At 48.2% G+C, this 14,575-nt stretch carries 18 protein-coding genes; 1 reads left to right on the forward strand and 17 read right to left on the reverse strand.

Features of this window, described 5'->3' with window-relative positions; translation table 11 throughout:
• The 12 genes from DFQ00_RS29240 to DFQ00_RS29245 form a co-directional block, all read right to left on the reverse strand.
• On the reverse strand, positions 1-1,654 hold a 1,654-nt coding region (locus tag DFQ00_RS29240), incomplete at its 3' end, for an NHL domain-containing protein (protein ID WP_208643793.1).
• Positions 1,655-1,850: 196 nt separating this feature from the next.
• A complete protein-coding gene (locus DFQ00_RS17070) occupies positions 1,851-3,029 on the reverse strand; it encodes a DUF4272 domain-containing protein (RefSeq protein WP_110897698.1) in 1,179 nt (392 codons plus the stop codon).
• A 54-nt stretch (positions 3,030-3,083) separates the two neighbouring features.
• Positions 3,084-4,304: an RtcB family protein gene (locus DFQ00_RS17075; protein WP_110897699.1), complete on the reverse strand. Its 1,221-nt coding sequence runs from the start codon at positions 4,302-4,304 to the stop codon at positions 3,084-3,086.
• Between the two features lie 117 nt (positions 4,305-4,421).
• A complete protein-coding gene (locus DFQ00_RS17080) occupies positions 4,422-4,856 on the reverse strand; it encodes a GNAT family N-acetyltransferase (RefSeq protein WP_110897700.1) in 435 nt (144 codons plus the stop codon).
• On the reverse strand, positions 4,853-5,305 hold the full coding sequence (locus tag DFQ00_RS17085) for a GNAT family N-acetyltransferase (RefSeq protein ID WP_110897701.1): 453 nt from the start codon (positions 5,303-5,305) through the stop codon (positions 4,853-4,855). The genes DFQ00_RS17080 and DFQ00_RS17085 overlap by 4 nt, the downstream gene beginning before the upstream one ends.
• Before the next feature lie 56 nt (positions 5,306-5,361).
• Entirely contained in the window at positions 5,362-6,090 is a 729-nt protein-coding gene (locus DFQ00_RS17090) for an SDR family NAD(P)-dependent oxidoreductase (protein WP_110897702.1), read from the reverse strand.
• A gap of 15 nt (positions 6,091-6,105) precedes the next feature.
• Entirely contained in the window at positions 6,106-6,783 is a 678-nt protein-coding gene (locus tag DFQ00_RS17095) for a class I SAM-dependent methyltransferase (protein WP_167433758.1), read from the reverse strand.
• Between the two features lie 282 nt (positions 6,784-7,065).
• Positions 7,066-7,449, reverse strand: a complete 384-nt coding sequence (locus tag DFQ00_RS17100) for a VOC family protein (RefSeq protein ID WP_110897704.1) — start codon at positions 7,447-7,449, stop codon at positions 7,066-7,068.
• A gap of 79 nt (positions 7,450-7,528) precedes the next feature.
• A complete protein-coding gene (locus DFQ00_RS17105; RefSeq protein WP_244213894.1) occupies positions 7,529-8,038 on the reverse strand; it encodes a GNAT family N-acetyltransferase in 510 nt (169 codons plus the stop codon).
• Between the two features lie 34 nt (positions 8,039-8,072).
• Positions 8,073-8,597, reverse strand: a complete 525-nt coding sequence (locus DFQ00_RS17110) for a YfiT family bacillithiol transferase (protein ID WP_110897706.1) — start codon at positions 8,595-8,597, stop codon at positions 8,073-8,075.
• 55 nt (positions 8,598-8,652) lie between these two features.
• On the reverse strand, positions 8,653-9,195 hold the full coding sequence (locus tag DFQ00_RS17115; RefSeq protein WP_110897707.1) for a GNAT family N-acetyltransferase: 543 nt from the start codon (positions 9,193-9,195) through the stop codon (positions 8,653-8,655).
• Complete coding sequence (locus DFQ00_RS29245; RefSeq protein ID WP_167433751.1) at positions 9,192-9,350, reverse strand: hypothetical protein; 159 nt, start codon at positions 9,348-9,350, stop codon at positions 9,192-9,194. Before DFQ00_RS29245 ends, DFQ00_RS17115 begins: the two co-directional genes overlap by 4 nt.
• Before the next feature lie 342 nt (positions 9,351-9,692).
• Between DFQ00_RS29245 and DFQ00_RS17120 the strand changes: the two genes are divergently transcribed.
• Positions 9,693-10,466 carry a sporulation protein gene (locus DFQ00_RS17120; RefSeq protein WP_110897708.1) on the forward strand — a complete coding sequence of 258 codons (774 nt, stop codon included), beginning with the start codon at positions 9,693-9,695 and terminating at the stop codon, positions 10,464-10,466.
• Between the two features lie 174 nt (positions 10,467-10,640).
• Here DFQ00_RS17120 and DFQ00_RS17125 read toward each other — a convergent pair whose 3' ends face one another.
• The 5 genes from DFQ00_RS17125 to DFQ00_RS17145 form a co-directional block, all read right to left on the reverse strand.
• A complete protein-coding gene (locus DFQ00_RS17125; protein WP_167433752.1) occupies positions 10,641-11,207 on the reverse strand; it encodes a DMP19 family protein in 567 nt (188 codons plus the stop codon).
• A 163-nt stretch (positions 11,208-11,370) separates the two neighbouring features.
• A complete protein-coding gene (locus tag DFQ00_RS17130) occupies positions 11,371-12,033 on the reverse strand; it encodes an HAD family hydrolase (protein WP_110897710.1) in 663 nt (220 codons plus the stop codon).
• Between the two features lie 52 nt (positions 12,034-12,085).
• A complete protein-coding gene (locus DFQ00_RS17135) occupies positions 12,086-12,256 on the reverse strand; it encodes a YHYH domain-containing protein (protein WP_110897711.1) in 171 nt (56 codons plus the stop codon).
• Between the two features lie 125 nt (positions 12,257-12,381).
• On the reverse strand, positions 12,382-13,965 hold the full coding sequence (locus tag DFQ00_RS17140; RefSeq protein WP_110897712.1) for a PH domain-containing protein: 1,584 nt from the start codon (positions 13,963-13,965) through the stop codon (positions 12,382-12,384).
• Complete coding sequence (locus tag DFQ00_RS17145) at positions 13,962-14,483, reverse strand: PH domain-containing protein (RefSeq protein WP_110897820.1); 522 nt, start codon at positions 14,481-14,483, stop codon at positions 13,962-13,964. Before DFQ00_RS17145 ends, DFQ00_RS17140 begins: the two co-directional genes overlap by 4 nt.
• Between the last annotated feature and the right edge of the window lie 92 nt (positions 14,484-14,575).

The following is a 14,575-nucleotide window of genomic DNA, read 5'->3' on the forward strand; positions in this document are numbered from 1 at the left end:
CGTTCAAGCCAATCTGATCCGAGGTGGTTCCACTTGGTACAGACGTACCATTAACAGTGACTGTCGCCGTGATGTCACTGACGGTTGGTGTGATCTCAAGACTGCTTACGGCGTTTGCCACATTTGCTGTATAACTTGTCGTTCCCGAGGCAAAAGCCGGACTGAGTGTGCCGCTGGACAGCGTCACCCCACGTAAGGTCGCATTGTTGCTCAGAGTTCTTGTCATGGTATATGTCTTCATGGTGTGATCCTCCGCTGTCACCACAATCGTCACCGTGTCTCCCAATGCCAGAGAAATCGGATCAGATGCTGTACCGCTTGCCACAGATGTACCATTGATGGTGACGGTTGCCATACTGTCCCTTACGGTCGGTGTAATTGTAATGCTGCCTGCTGCCGGGGGCACACTTGCTGTATAACTTGTCACCGCCGGATCAAAAGCTGTGCTCAGGCTGCCACTGGATAACGTCAGTCCACTCAAGCTGGCATCATTGGAGGGACCCACTCTTCTGATTCTGTTGTTAAACCAATCAGCAATGTACACATTCCCGTTGTTGCCTACTGCAACCGCATAAGGATTGTTTAATGCAGCAGATGTCGCAGAACCCAGATCACCGGAATAACCTTCCGTGCCCGTGCCCGCCACGGTGCTTATGTTCCCTGTGAACTTATCTACTTTTCGAATCGCAGCATTATGTCGGTCAGCAATATACAGATTGTCATTGCTATCCAATCGGATACCTCTCGGATATTTTAAGGAAGCCGAAGTTGCCGCTCCCCCATCTCCTGAATAACCAGGGGTGCGATTGCCCGCAACTCTCGTAATCTCTCCTGTAGTGAAGTCTACTTTTCGAATGGTACTGCTCGCTGTATCCGATATATACAGATTGCCACTGCTATCAAAAGCTACTCCCGATGGATAAAACTCGGCTTTCGTTGCGGGTCCTCCGTCCCCATCGTTTAATGCCCCCCAATGTTCAGGTCCATTACCAGCCACTGTCGTAATTGTGCCCGCCGGATCTACTTTACGAATCGATTCGTTATCGCTGTCAGCGATATATACATTTCCATTGCTATCAATCGCTACGTCGAGTGGATCATTCAACTGCGCCGATAACGCAGTCCCTCCGTCGCCAGAATACCCCTCACTTCCATCGCCTGCCACCGTAGTAATGATGCCTGTCACGGCGTCAACCCTCCTGACCCTCTGATTAGACGTATCCGCGATGTACAGATTATCGTTACTGTCCAATGCGATCCCATAGGGGATACCTACTCGGGCCGATGTCGCTGGTCCTCCATCGCCCGAGTAGCCATAAAAACCATTCCCCGCCACTGTAGTAATGATGCCTGTAGCTGCATTGATTTTGCGAATTGTATAATGATTGGAGTCTGTAAAAAACACATCCCCGTTACTGTTCAGCGCAATTCCATTAGGTCTGTTTACCGCTGCCGCCGTTGCGGGTCCTCCGTCTCCGGCATTGCCTAATCCTGTTCCCCCCGTACCCGCAATGGTAACCATAATATTTCGGGAATCCGCATAAGCTGTTCCGCCTATCTTATCCATGAAGGGGATCATAGCCATCGTCAAAACCAGCATACAGCTTACAATTTTATTCCACTTTTTCAAGTTAGTCTCACCCCATGAGTTCATTAATCGTCGTTGATTTTATATCAAAGCCCCCTCATCCGCATCTATAAAAAGTTATAGATATGAAAATAAACTCGATTTTTGTCAAAAAAAACACCCCCAAAACCAGCTGTCCACTGGCTTGAGGGCATATTGCATTGTATTTTATGAAAAATACTTGACTTACTTTCTATAACCTGCTGAATCACCTCACGATCTATTACGTATCTGTACGCACCTCGTCCCACGCCTGATCCAGATAACAGATCAGCCAATTGAGTGCACGATGCCGTTCATAAGCTACACCGGGGTTCAGTCCGGCAAGTGGGGATTCCCCTTTAATCCGGCTGTTCACACACACCCAGTTGTACCGATAAATCAAGTCGGCCTCGTCCAATATTTCGCTTTTGCTGCGCAGGGAGGCATGTGACAGAAACTCCGCAAAGCTGTCCTTTTGTTGTAGATAACCGACATCCTTACTTACGTTGCACAGCTCTGTTGGTGCGCCCAATTCCTCCACGTACCCCAATGCCCACAGCATCACATGGTACGCCTCATATCCCCAGGAGAAGCGAATGACCTCCTGCTGCTCTGCTCCACGCTGATCCAGAAACGACTTTTCATCGGGAGAAAAAAAGGTGGATGCATCATATTTATTGATTACTTCCTGCACAAGCGCTGCAGTGTCATCGTCACTTTCACCTGCTCCCAGACATTCGCCTTTTAGCGCAGCTAAACAGAGAGCCACAGCACGCTGTGCGACCTCCTCCTTCGTACGAATCGTCGTGTCTTCCTCTCCCGCTCTTGCCGGCAGATTGGCATTATACGGTATCCCATGTACCGCTAGCTGCTGCTCTGAACGCGCCTTGCGCTCTACAGCATCCGTCGAAGGCGGGCGGGTGTCATCCAGATAACTGGTGTGTGCGGTTACCGTGTAATCCTCTACCTCGGATTCACCATTTACATCCAGAAGCAGCTGACCTTGAGCATTCAGCAGGGAGCCACCTCCCCAGAAAATGACAGCGTCCAGCGCTTCAGCCAATTGTAATAGCTCGCCGAAGAACTCTTCCGAGATATCCTCCTCGGTCTCAATGCCAATCACCATGTTCAGGGTGGAGCACTTGATCAGTACCTTTTCCTGAAGCGCAGCATTACGCCCCTCGATCTGACTCAGAAAACCAAGCATGCCCTGAATCATCGTTGTGAACTGTTCGGGATGGGTCTGGCTGGTCATGATATTGAAACCTTTTGTTTTTTGGCTGAACCACTTTTTCCGGGTCACTTGAATGTGCGTCTGGTCTTCTCTTCGCTGAATGGATGCCTCGGGATAGATGGATTGAATGATCTCATATAGCTGCTCCAGATCAAACTGGGAGCTGTATAACGCACAATTTCTCATGGTGCTCGCCCTCTTTCTTGTCAAAAAAATGATGAGTTCTGTCTTGATGCTGGATCAATCCTTGTATGGATCAAACTCATTGCTGCCAGCCATCGCCACACCCACCGGGCGCAGCCTATGGTTGATCTGCAGCGTATTTGCATGCGCCATCAGCACATCCTGCAATTTCTTGTATACAAACGGGCTTTCATCCGTACCAGCTCCGCGTAGCTCTACCCCGTAAGCCCGAATAGCCGCCTGCATCTGCTCTTCACTGATCTCGCCGCCCATACGTTTGCGGAGCTTGTAATTCATTTTGCCTGCGGCCTGAGTACGACTCATGATGCGCCCCGCTCCGTGAACCGTGCTACGGAAGGACTCGTTATTTTCTTCACTCTCAATGCCCTCCACAATGACCGACATATCCCCCATGCTTCCGCCGACAAAACCAAGCTGCCCTGGCGCCAGCGGTGTGGCTCCCTTACGAACAACGACGACTTCCTCGCCCATATGCTGCTCTTTCCACGCGAAGTTATGATGATTATGCACGGTATATTCAGCACTCGCTCCGAGAATACCAAGCACCTGTTCAATCACGTAATCCCGTCCCGCATATGCATAACGACCCGCAAGGGTCATAGCCGCCCAATACATATCACCCATTTCACTGTTCAGATTAAACAGGGTCGGTGGCTGATCCATGGATTCCCCAGGGGCTTTACCACTGAACGCTCGTCCTGCCGCCAGATTGAGGAATCCACTCGCAACTTTATGACCAAACCCCCGGCTGCCAAAATGATTCGCAATCCATACCTTGTCTGTCTTCTCTTCTACGAAAATATCGACAAAATGATTGCCGCTGCCCACGGTTCCAAGCTGATTACGCGCCAAACCTTTCAGCTTCTGCTGCAGTCCACCTTCGATCGAATCAAAAAGCTTCCAGCTCGGATCATCGAATAGCTCATGCTCCACCGGGGTTGGATTGTTACGGCCTACGCCGAACGAGATGGTGGTTTGTATATCATCCATAATGACGCCAATCCGTTCACGAATATCGTCCCACATCAGATTGGTGCGTACAGCTTTGTTACCGCAGGCAATGTCATAACCTACCCCGGACGGACTGATCATGTTGCGATAAGCAACAACTCCGCCAATCGGCTGCGAGTATCCCTTGTGATGGTCGGCCATAAGAGCTACACCCAGCACGTCTCCATATTGAGAACAGGTCACCGCCTGACTCACAGCGTTCTCCAGCGGTTCTCCCCAGACTTTGATGTTATCCACAATACGCATGTTTCGGTAACCTCCTATGTATCCTTTTCCTAAAGTGTAACAAAAAAGAGAGCGTCCGCTAAGGTCTACTCTCTCTTTCAGTATTCCAATGAAATGCATCTTCTTCTATTTCATGTCTTACATATGTTTGCGGTACCCCTGAACCAATTCGTCCCTAAAACCTAATTTCTCATAAAATTGATGAGCTTCCTTTCGCTGATCCCCGGACACCAGAATGATGTATGCACACCCCCGGTCCTTGGCAATCTGTTCGATCTCAAGCATCAGCTTCTGCCCGATCCCCTGTCTGCGGACACGATCCGAGACGATGACATTTTCAAGGACCATAAATGGCTCACAATCGCCCACTAGATCCATGCACTCAATCCCCATGACTGAACCAACAAGCTGTTCCTGATCAAAGGCACCCAGCAAATGGTAGCAGCCCTGCTGCTCCATATGTTGAAACGTCTTGTGCATCTTCTGCTCATTGGAAGGTGTGCCCATCAATTCGTGATATAGCTGGCTTAATGCAGGCAAGTCCTGCGGTTGAATCCGTTTAATTGTAATCATTGCGATGCACTGCCCCCGTTCTCTGGTAGAAGGTTCTTTTTAAAATAATAGTGCTGGTGTCCTGTGGGTGCATTCTCAATCATGGTCATGAGCTCGTACCCGTGTTTTCGATAAAAATCCGGAGCCTGATACGAGAAGGTGTTCAGCATAACAAAATCACAGCCCTTCTCACGAGCTAACCGTTCAACCTCCTGAAGCAGCTGTGTTCCGTAACCTCTGTGTCTTTCCTTGGCATCAACCCACAGGATATCCAGCTCAACCCAGTTCCAGCATAAGGTACTGATCACCCCTGCCACAATCTGCCCCGACTCGTTTCGAATATGAAAATGAAGCTCCTCGTATCTGTTCCTCAACGCTTCGTGCACATGGGTCGCATTATAGGCAATTAATTGCTGCCTTACGTATGCTGAATCTTCTTCGGTACTTGGTGTTATGTGGGTACGTGACATCCCGTTCTCTCCTCTCGAATCAATTCATCCCCAAGTTGATCTCAACAACCTATAATTTACGATGTTCTTATGGACGGATGACCGCTTTCCTCCAGCAGCTTCAAGATGTCCTGCGCCACCTCACGCGGGGATTTCAGTTGACCTGACTCGTATGCCTCCTGGAATACACTGGAGAGGGCAAATTCCTCTGCATCCTTATCTCTTGCTACAGCCTGCAATTCCGTGTCCACCATGCCCGGATCAAAGGCGATAATCTGCACCGGATTGGGCTGTGATGCCTGTTCCATCGCTACACACTGTGTGAACATGTTGATTCCGGCCTTCGACGTGCAATAGACTGCCATAAAAGGCGCGGCATAGCTACCCGATCCAGAACTTACATTGATGATGTTGCGCTGTGCTGTCATGTGATTCGTATAATGGATGAAAGAAGATGTGAAAATCATCGGCGCAGCCAAACTAATATTCAGGTTAACACTAATCTCATCGGCAAGGCACTGATCAATCGGTTTCAACGGCTCAAGCATCGCTGCATTGTTTATTAGTCCGATGCTCTGCACCTCAAGAAGCGGAATCTGCTCCAAAATGCCCGAGATCAGATCGTCAATGCTATGGATGTCCTCAACATCAAACTGCACATGAGTATATCGCTCGTACGTATCCCCCAAGTCGGATGTGCCGCGTGCTATACCGTAGACTACGTCTCCTTGTTCCAAACATAGCTCCGCAAGCTGCCTTCCGATGCCTCTGGATGTACCTGTGATGATCAAGTATCTGTTCTCCATCAGTTCTCCGCCTTTCTAATACTTCTTTCTCCACAACGTCGCCCACAGAATAGGCAAGCCAAAATACGGTTCTTCCTGCCCCATCGCCTTCATGGGGCGCAGCTCTACACACTCCAATGCATCCTCCAGTAAATAACGAAGCTTCTCCTCTGTAAAAGCAAGCCCGCCCCGCATCGACTTCTCGCGGTATACATCCCAATCGTGCATCACATGCTCCGGCCCGCCCTGGTCACCGAATCCTGGCGCAAAACAGGTCATGCCAAAATAAGCTCCCGGCTTCAGCGCATGCTGAATCATCTCGATATAAGGAATACGCTGATGTGGCAGCAGATGATGCAGACACCCCGAGTCGTAGACAAGGTCATATTCCTCCTGTGGCGCCAGTTCAAACACCGACCGACATTCAAAATGTACATCGAGCTGCTCTGTAACGGCCCGTTCCTTCGCCCAAGCAATTGCCGTTTCTGACAGATCATACGCATCAACCTGATATCCTTGACGAGCCAAATATAACGCGTTTCGGCCTGGTCCACATCCTAGCTCCAGAGCTTTGCCTCCACGGAACAGACCTGCATCTACATTCGCAACTACATTTTCATCAGGCTTGTTTGGAAAAAAAGGAATAGGACGGTCCCGATTCTCGTAGAACGGCTCCCAAAATTGCTTCGCCGATCTGAAATCTGCATCGAGCATGTCATAGAGATCCTGCACACATTTTATCGTTTTTTCCAAAGTCCGAATTCCTCCCGTCTCATCACTTCAGATGAATGTTTATCACTGCAATTTTTAATAAATTCAGAGCAGCAGCCTACACTCTATTATAACATTTTTAACCATTCATTCTGTATTTTGCATGTGTAGGTTTGGTAGAATATCCAGCATTTTCCCCATATAAAAAGCGGGCGACATATGATGTCGTCCGCTTGCAATACGAGCTGTGAACTAACTGCTGTACGGCTAAGGCCTCCGTTAAATTCAGCCTTTACGTTCCATCACAGCAAAGTAATTTTTCTCATTATCTGCAAAGTTAAATACGCGCCCTGTCGGCATCTCGATAATCTCTCCAACCGTTACATGTTTAGCGGACAGATCAGCATATAACCGATCCAGATCATCTGTGAAAAACATCAACGAAGGTGTGCCCAGATTTACCCCCTCCGACATCCGTGCCACAACCTCTTTATCATGCAGAACGATGCTAGTCTGTGAATCTTTGGTCGGTGCGATCTCGATCCAGCGCATGCCCTCATCCAGAGTAACCTCGTCCACGATATGGAATCCGGCAACCTCCGTCCAGAAAGCCAGTGATTCATCCTGGTCATTCACATACAGCATAATCTGGCCTACTTTGCTAAACATGCACTCACCACTCCTCTAATCAAGTCATCTCGGCATACATTTATTAAGATTGCCTCAGATTCCCGTTGAGTATAACACGTTACCCCAGCTTTTGGGTTAAATAGAGAACAACATCGTCATCAATAATGGTCTCTTCACCCGGTTGAAGGTAATGATCATGCCTGTGAAGCCCCCGGCCATCTGGAATATATCCACGATGCGCATATAATACCTGGGCTTTGCCATAATCGGCATAGACCCCTACACCAAGGCCAGCCACCTCAGAGCGTTCCCGCACCATCTGCTCGGCGCGGTCCATCAGCATGGAACCAATGCCCTTACGCTGGTGCTTCATCAACACATTGAAGTCACTGATCTCCGGAATGCCTTGTTCCAGAAACGAAGGGTAATCCGATGTCCAGATCACATTGACGTAACCGGCAAATTGCCCATCCAGTTCAGCGAGCAGCGTCACACGCTCCCCGTTCTGTTGCTCTTCCCAATAGCGCTCATATAACTCTGACGGTTTGTACCATCCCTGTTCCTGAAATGCCTGTGAAATAACTTGAGAGTCTTGTCTATCCAGAAGACGAATATGTATACCGCTCACGCTGTTCTCCTCCAACCAAAGTTTGCTGCATATGTTATATTTCCTGTCGATTTCGAAGCGAAGTGATGTGTGCCACATGATGTTTGCCATGCCACGCATACAATCCCACGCAATAGTCAAGTCGCATCGTTTCCTTCGATGCAGGATGATAGAACTGTTTGGCATAATCCTCATCAGACAAGGTATTCAGCAATGCCGTCCATCGTTGATGCAGAGCCTCCAGCAGCTGTAAGGAAACCTCGATATCCAGTTCTCTGGAGTCACTCAGCTCTGCCCAGCGTGTTTCATCGTAAGGCCGAATCGCAGGGGTGTCCTCTGTCAGAGCAAGCTTGAAACGAATCACACTGTTCATATGACTGTCTGCTATGTGGTGAATGACCTGTTTCAGCATCCAGCCGCCTTCACGGTATGGCATACATAACTGCTCTTCACTAAGGCCCTTCACCGCTTCTCTTGCTTGTTGCGGCAGTTCGGCTATATCCTGAATCCACTGCTTCCTATGAGCCAATGTAACTTCACCTGTATGTGCAAACTGCCCAATTGGATACCTGAAGCCCATTTCATGTCCCCCTTCGATAATCTATTCTTCATCTTAACACGGTCTTCACTGTACGCTAAGGAGTATATTCCATCAGCCAGCAGTCTCTCATCTGTCCTTCATGCAGTTCATGCTGCGGCAGCTGTTTAACTCGTCTGAATCCACATTTCTCATAACAGGACAATGCCCGTTCATTCCAGGCTTGCGGGTCCATCACGACTTTACGGGCTTGTTTCTGCTGGACCAGATACGACGTCATAGATTGCACCAATTGTGTACCGATGCCTTTATTCCAGCAATCCGGTTCACCAATAAACTGATCTGTTCCATAGATCATCCCATCCTTCTTACCGTAACCATACGCTGCCCGTTCCTCTGCCTCAAGCTCATAGAACTGAATGTATCCGATCGGCCGTCCGCTATATTCGACGATACAACGGGAAGCTGCATCCTCCTGATTGTAAAAATTTTCTCTTACCCGCTCCAGATCATGGGGCTGATCCCTGCCCTCGTAGTATTGCAGAACCTCCGGGTCAGACAACCATTTTACAAGAGTTGTCTCGTCACTTGTCTCCAGCAAACGAACGGTAATCTCATCCGTTTGATATACTTTGTTCATTCTGCCGCCTCCTTCACGATATCCAGCTTCTGCCCAACTGCCCAGCCAGGAACGATAGGAAAGATAAAATGCTGCCCCGTATCTTCCTTGGCCCGTGTAACCTGCAACTCTACTTCCATCGTTTCCGAATCCAGCAGCCGTATAGCACCCGTCATTGTAACGCCCTGCGCAGTCAGGCTCGGTGCAGCATCAAGGTATATTCATAGACTCACGAAGACTAGCAAAACCACTCCGATTATTCCAAATAGCATCGTTTTTCGCATGCTAATCCTCCAATGTGTTTTTCAACAATTTCGATGGAGTATATCATCCTTACCATTCCACGCTCATTGACATCCTACTGTTCAGAATTCCAGTCTATCATACCAGTATTATACAAAAAATCCGCCGTTTCTCCTGTTTTCTCAAAAATTGAAACGCATCTATTCTGGCAACCGTATTAAGCTCGAAGTATTCTCTTTCCCCCTCAAAAACCATGGAATCTGGAGGTTGCTATCATGTCATTTTTCAAAAAAATGTTAGCTAGTGTTGGTGTGGGTACAGCAAAGGTAAATACAGAATTACATACAACAGAGGTCATGCCGGGAGGCGTTCTGTCCGGGGTTGTATACATTGAAGGCGGGGACGTGGAGCAGCAGGTGGATCGCATCTATCTGTCTATTAAAACGCACTATATTCGAGAGAGCAACGATCGCAAAATGCAGGAGACGGCTGTTGTTGCAAAATATTTGCTCACAGAGAGATTCACGCTGAAGCCTGGTGACCAACTGGAGAAAAACTTTCAATTCGATCTGCCAGAAAATCTGCCAATTACGCTCCACCGTGCGGACGTATGGGTGGAAACAGGTCTGGATATCTCAAGCGCAGTAGATCCTTCGGATCGGGACCGATTACATGTCATCCCCTCCCATGAGATGCAGATCGTTCTGGATGCCATTGATCTGCTCGGATTCAAGCTGCGTGAAGTGACCAACGACTATGCGCCCAAGCTTGGCGGAAATCTGCCGTTTGTGCAGGAGTTCGAATATGTACCTACCAGCAAGTTCCGTGGGTATCTGGACGAACTGGAAGTGCTTTTTTATCCTATGGGCGATTCACTGGAACTGTTGTTACAGATTGACCGCCGTGCACGCGGACTTAGCGGAATTCTCTCGGAGGCTATGGGCACGGATGAAACGTATGTGCGACTGCACCTGTATGAACGTCATCTGGAGCGAGGGGTACATTCCGTCGCACAAGGTCTGGAGGAGGTCATCTCCAAACATCTGTAATCCTTCTTTTGCGTTGTAATATCCCCCCGATCAAAGCAGTTCTCTCTTACAGCCTGTTCAGGAAGGAACTGCTTTGATGGGTAGCTTGTTAACGGGAGGAATACAATACGAAAGTAACCACGATCGTTTCTATCCCCAAACGTTTGTTCATGCGCTCTCATTCAGCCCCTTTTTTCATGTGAAAAACTGCTTCAGCTGCTGTCTCAACCGATCCTTATGTTCATCGACATACTGATACAGCAGATCAAAGCTTTCTTCATTATCTGTTTGAAAACTTAGCGAATCCGCTTCCTGCTGCACTTGCTGCAGCACCTCATGAATATGTGCTCCATGCGTCTGCAAACTTGTCGTAATATCGTGCTCTGACAGACTCTCGACATTGGCTCTGAGCTGTTCTACGGTGACATGATGTTCCCACAGCAGCTGCTGCACCTTTTGCAAAATCGCCGCATCTGTCTCATCACCTATTCGCACCAATGCTTCAATCGTCTGCCCCAAATACTGCCCGCTGGCATTCTCCAGGTAACCTGTTAAGCCATTCATCGACAGCTCGGTGTCCAGATCAATAATCAGCATGATATCCCTTACCACTTCCGGCAGCTCAGAGCATCGTTCACGAATCACTGCAAATTCAGCGCGATACATATCCATTGCAATGCCACCTACGATTTCTTCACCTGACATCTCTTCGACTTGAGCAAGCGGTAGCAGCTCCGCCAGTTCTTCCTGTAACTTGTTCATTACACATGCCCTCCTGTATCTGTCTATCTCTCTGTCTTTGTCTTTGTCTCTATCTCGATCTAAGTCGACACGTCCTGCCATCATAACAGAATATGTGGTACAAGCTGAAGCGCTGCATGCTTAGTTGTAGACCTGTCTGCAGGCTTGAGAATGAAGAGATCATCTACAATAGGCCTCTCAATTCGCGGAGCTGCCGGATTGTATGTATCGGTGCCGCTTCGATCCCTTCAAGCCAAGGCTGATTCACCTTGATCCAAATGGTATTCAGACCCGCCTTCGCTGCCCCCTGAATATCGTTTACCGGATGATCGCCAATGTAAAGGCATTGCTCGGGCTTCAGTTCAAAATGATCAAGCGCCATTTGAAAAATACGTGAATCAGGCTTTTTCACACCTGCTTCTTCCGATACTATAATGTGATCGTAGTCCTCCCGAATGCCGAGCTGATCTATTTTCCCCTGCTGGATATGTGTCTGACCATTGGTAATTAACCCGATGGAATACTTGCCTCTCAGATATTGTACAACTTCCCGCGCCTCGTCCATAAGCACTGAATTACGCACATATTCCTGACTATAGAATGCCATGAGCTCCTCATGCGGCGGCTTCTCATCCCAAGGCAGTTCTTGCAATAACTCGTTGAACAGCAGCGTTTTATCCTTGTACCCATCCTCATCCAGCTCGATAATTCGCTGCTGTATATGCCCGGTAAACTCCAGATGACCAAAGTACGTATGAAGCAGACTTTGAGTGAAACCTTCAAATGTTAGCGTCCGATTTAATATGGTGTTGTCTAAGTCAAAGATGACGGCTTTAATATGCTGCACGCTGCTTGTCCCCCATTACCTTCAGAATGTGGCGTTTAGAAGCCACGACTGCTTACTTTTTCTTTTTATGATAATGGTAGCCTGTGCACAGACCTTTTTTAATTGATTTGGCAGAGCAATTGTGCCCGCCATTCTTGTCCAGACGACCCGAATGTGCATACGCCGATGATGTAACACCCAACAGCAGAATCAGAGATAATACGATGATCCATCCTTTTTTCATAAAACTGTACACTCCTCATTTACGCCCTATGCTTTAGGGCTTTATCACTTCATTCATTTTACATAAAAATCCACAATCTGGATATCCTTTATTTTACGCTCCAAGCACCCTCCACAGATTCATTCTCATCGGGTCTGCACCTCTCTCGAACGCCCCATATACCACATCTGGAACTCGGCTGCCGCTTCATTTGGCAAGTCGTGAACATGGTGATGCATAACCGGTTTGGCACGATTCACCGTATGAATAGAAGCCAGACTTAGTCTGCGCTGCAAGGGATGACGGGTTATTTTCACTTCAATAACCTTCTCCCGTTTGGAGACAAAAAGTGTAGATGTGAGTGCACCCGAGCGAAGCTGGATGAATTGATCATTCAATACATACCTTGTGTGAGAAAAATCAATAATTCGTCCGGCGACAACAACTGCCAGAAGCAACAGCGAGAGCAGCCACCAAGCCTGTGACAATCCAAAGAGGACAGGTTTGAAATAGACCAATACTCCAGTCACTATAATCCAGAACCAGCTAGGCTTGAGCAGACGCAGCCACAACGCTTTACGCGGCAGCTTCTCCATCTCCTCAGATATCTGATAAGAAGGCAGAAGCTCTTCAATGATCCGGTAGGCTTCTTTTACGGGCAGAAAAGGATACAGTGAATTTATCTCCTGACCGGATTCACCCAAGCTGCCTGCGGTGGTAAGCTCCACCTCGGCAAGGCCGAGCATTCGTTTCAGCGGTGACTGCGTCATTTTCACAGCCTGCACACGATCTTTTTGAATCGAGAAAGCCGTCTTCTCCAGCATGCCCTTGGCAATATAGATTCGCTTGTCATCTGACGTAATCTGAAAATCTCCGTATTTCACAAAGGTGCGTACAATACCCAGCCCAAGGGATATAAGAATGAGGATCAGGATGATGATCGTTGTTATCCACCATGATTCGAACCAGGATAACACCAGACTTTCCGTTACAGTTTCATCCGGGAAGAAATCCTTCACCGTTGAATACAGAGAGCCCAGAATCGGGATCAGTACCAGAAAGCTGAGTGAGGTGAACGATGCTTTGAATACGTCTTTGCGGGTAGAGCGATAATGTACGATTCGTGCAGCAGGTGCAGCTTCAGTGGAGTTTTCCATACCCTCACTCTTTGTTCTCGTGCTTACTACATCCGCACTTGCGTTGTGCCCGTCCGTACTTGCTTCTTGTTCTTCCTGAACTTCTTGTTCTTTGCGTTGCTCCATTACAGCCTGCGCCTGTGCTTCCGATAAATATTTGGCCATCTGCTTCTCAAGCTGCTCTGCTTCAGCAACAGAAACAACCTGCAATTGAAATGTTGCTTCCTCCCCCTTGATGCCCGTTTCGAAGCGGATAGAGGTCACACCGAATAAGCGATGAAAAAAGCTCGTATGCCGGCTCACATTTTGCACTTTGGTATACGGAATTGTGCTGCGTGTTCGACTAAATGCTCCGGTGTAGATGTGAAAAGCCTGCTCATCTGCGGAATAACGGGTTGTGAACCACTTCCAGATGATCGATACCAGCGCGATAGAGATACCGATATAAAAAATGATTCTGGCATAGAAGACCCATGTCGATACCGGGCCTGTTCGAAAAACGAACAAAAACAGAATAAAAGCAAACGAGCTTTTGATCAGATTACCCAGACTCCATAACAAACTTAATGTATGATGTCGTTTCATTTCCGTCATTCATCCACCTCGTTAATGCGGGCATAGGATGCGATCTGGTTCCGCAGCGCAAAAGCCACTTCTTCCGGCAAAGCCGGTATGTTATGCGATGAACCCATTGTACCGATCGACACCGAATATAATCCGTATCTTCTCATGAGTGGCCCCTGATTCGTCGTCACAGATTGTACCTTCGCCATCGGAATCACCTGATGCACTTTATTTAAAGCACCGTGCTTCAGCTGCAGGAACTCTGCACTGACCCCATAATACCAATGCCGATACAGCCACACCGGCTGCAGAAAAATATCCCACACCGCATAACCAAGTGATACCACTGTAGTCCCCCACAATATCCAGCCGATCCACGGTCTCCAATCATAGACAGAATCCAAGACAAGCAAGATCCCGAGCACCAGTAAACCGATAATGTTGTAGATGATCGCACTGACTCTCCACAAACTTACGGCATGAGGGGAAAGCTTCTGCTGCGGTAAGCTCCATTCCTCGGCTCCCCCAGTTTCTATTGCTTCTGTCATGCTATCATCCGTCCTTTCCTGTCCGTATACTTTCCATGCCAATAAAAAAAGACGACTCCTGTTCCCGTGCAGGGGGGTCATCTCTCGGAACT

The organism is Paenibacillus barcinonensis, from assembly GCF_003217495.1.
GTDB lineage: Bacteria > Bacillota > Bacilli > Paenibacillales > Paenibacillaceae > Paenibacillus > Paenibacillus barcinonensis.

Bases quoted from the DNA above. Each gene is read 5' to 3' on its own strand.
- DFQ00_RS17070 (WP_110897698.1), bottom strand. From the start codon at position 3,029: ATGAGAAATTGTGCGTTATACAGCTCCCAGTTTGATCTGGAGCAGCTA.
- DFQ00_RS17075 (WP_110897699.1), bottom strand. From the start codon at position 4,304: ATGCGTATTGTGGATAACATCAAAGTCTGGGGAGAACCGCTGGAGAAC.
- DFQ00_RS17080 (WP_110897700.1), bottom strand. From the start codon at position 4,856: ATGATTACAATTAAACGGATTCAACCGCAGGACTTGCCTGCATTAAGC.
- DFQ00_RS17085 (WP_110897701.1), bottom strand. From the start codon at position 5,305: ATGTCACGTACCCACATAACACCAAGTACCGAAGAAGATTCAGCATAC.
- DFQ00_RS17090 (WP_110897702.1), bottom strand. From the start codon at position 6,090: ATGGAGAACAGATACTTGATCATCACAGGTACATCCAGAGGCATCGGA.
- DFQ00_RS17095 (WP_167433758.1), bottom strand. From the start codon at position 6,783: ATGCTCGATGCAGATTTCAGATCGGCGAAGCAATTTTGGGAGCCGTTC.
- DFQ00_RS17100 (WP_110897704.1), bottom strand. From the start codon at position 7,449: ATGTTTAGCAAAGTAGGCCAGATTATGCTGTATGTGAATGACCAGGAT.
- DFQ00_RS17110 (WP_110897706.1), bottom strand. From the start codon at position 8,597: ATGGGCTTCAGGTATCCAATTGGGCAGTTTGCACATACAGGTGAAGTT.
- DFQ00_RS17115 (WP_110897707.1), bottom strand. From the start codon at position 9,195: ATGAACAAAGTATATCAAACGGATGAGATTACCGTTCGTTTGCTGGAG.
- DFQ00_RS29245 (WP_167433751.1), bottom strand. From the start codon at position 9,350: ATGACGGGTGCTATACGGCTGCTGGATTCGGAAACGATGGAAGTAGAG.
- DFQ00_RS17120 (WP_110897708.1), top strand. From the start codon at position 9,693: ATGTCATTTTTCAAAAAAATGTTAGCTAGTGTTGGTGTGGGTACAGCA.
- DFQ00_RS17125 (WP_167433752.1), bottom strand. From the start codon at position 11,207: ATGAACAAGTTACAGGAAGAACTGGCGGAGCTGCTACCGCTTGCTCAA.
- DFQ00_RS17135 (WP_110897711.1), bottom strand. From the start codon at position 12,256: ATGAAAAAAGGATGGATCATCGTATTATCTCTGATTCTGCTGTTGGGT.
- DFQ00_RS17140 (WP_110897712.1), bottom strand. From the start codon at position 13,965: ATGACGGAAATGAAACGACATCATACATTAAGTTTGTTATGGAGTCTG.
- DFQ00_RS17145 (WP_110897820.1), bottom strand. From the start codon at position 14,483: ATGACAGAAGCAATAGAAACTGGGGGAGCCGAGGAATGGAGCTTACCG.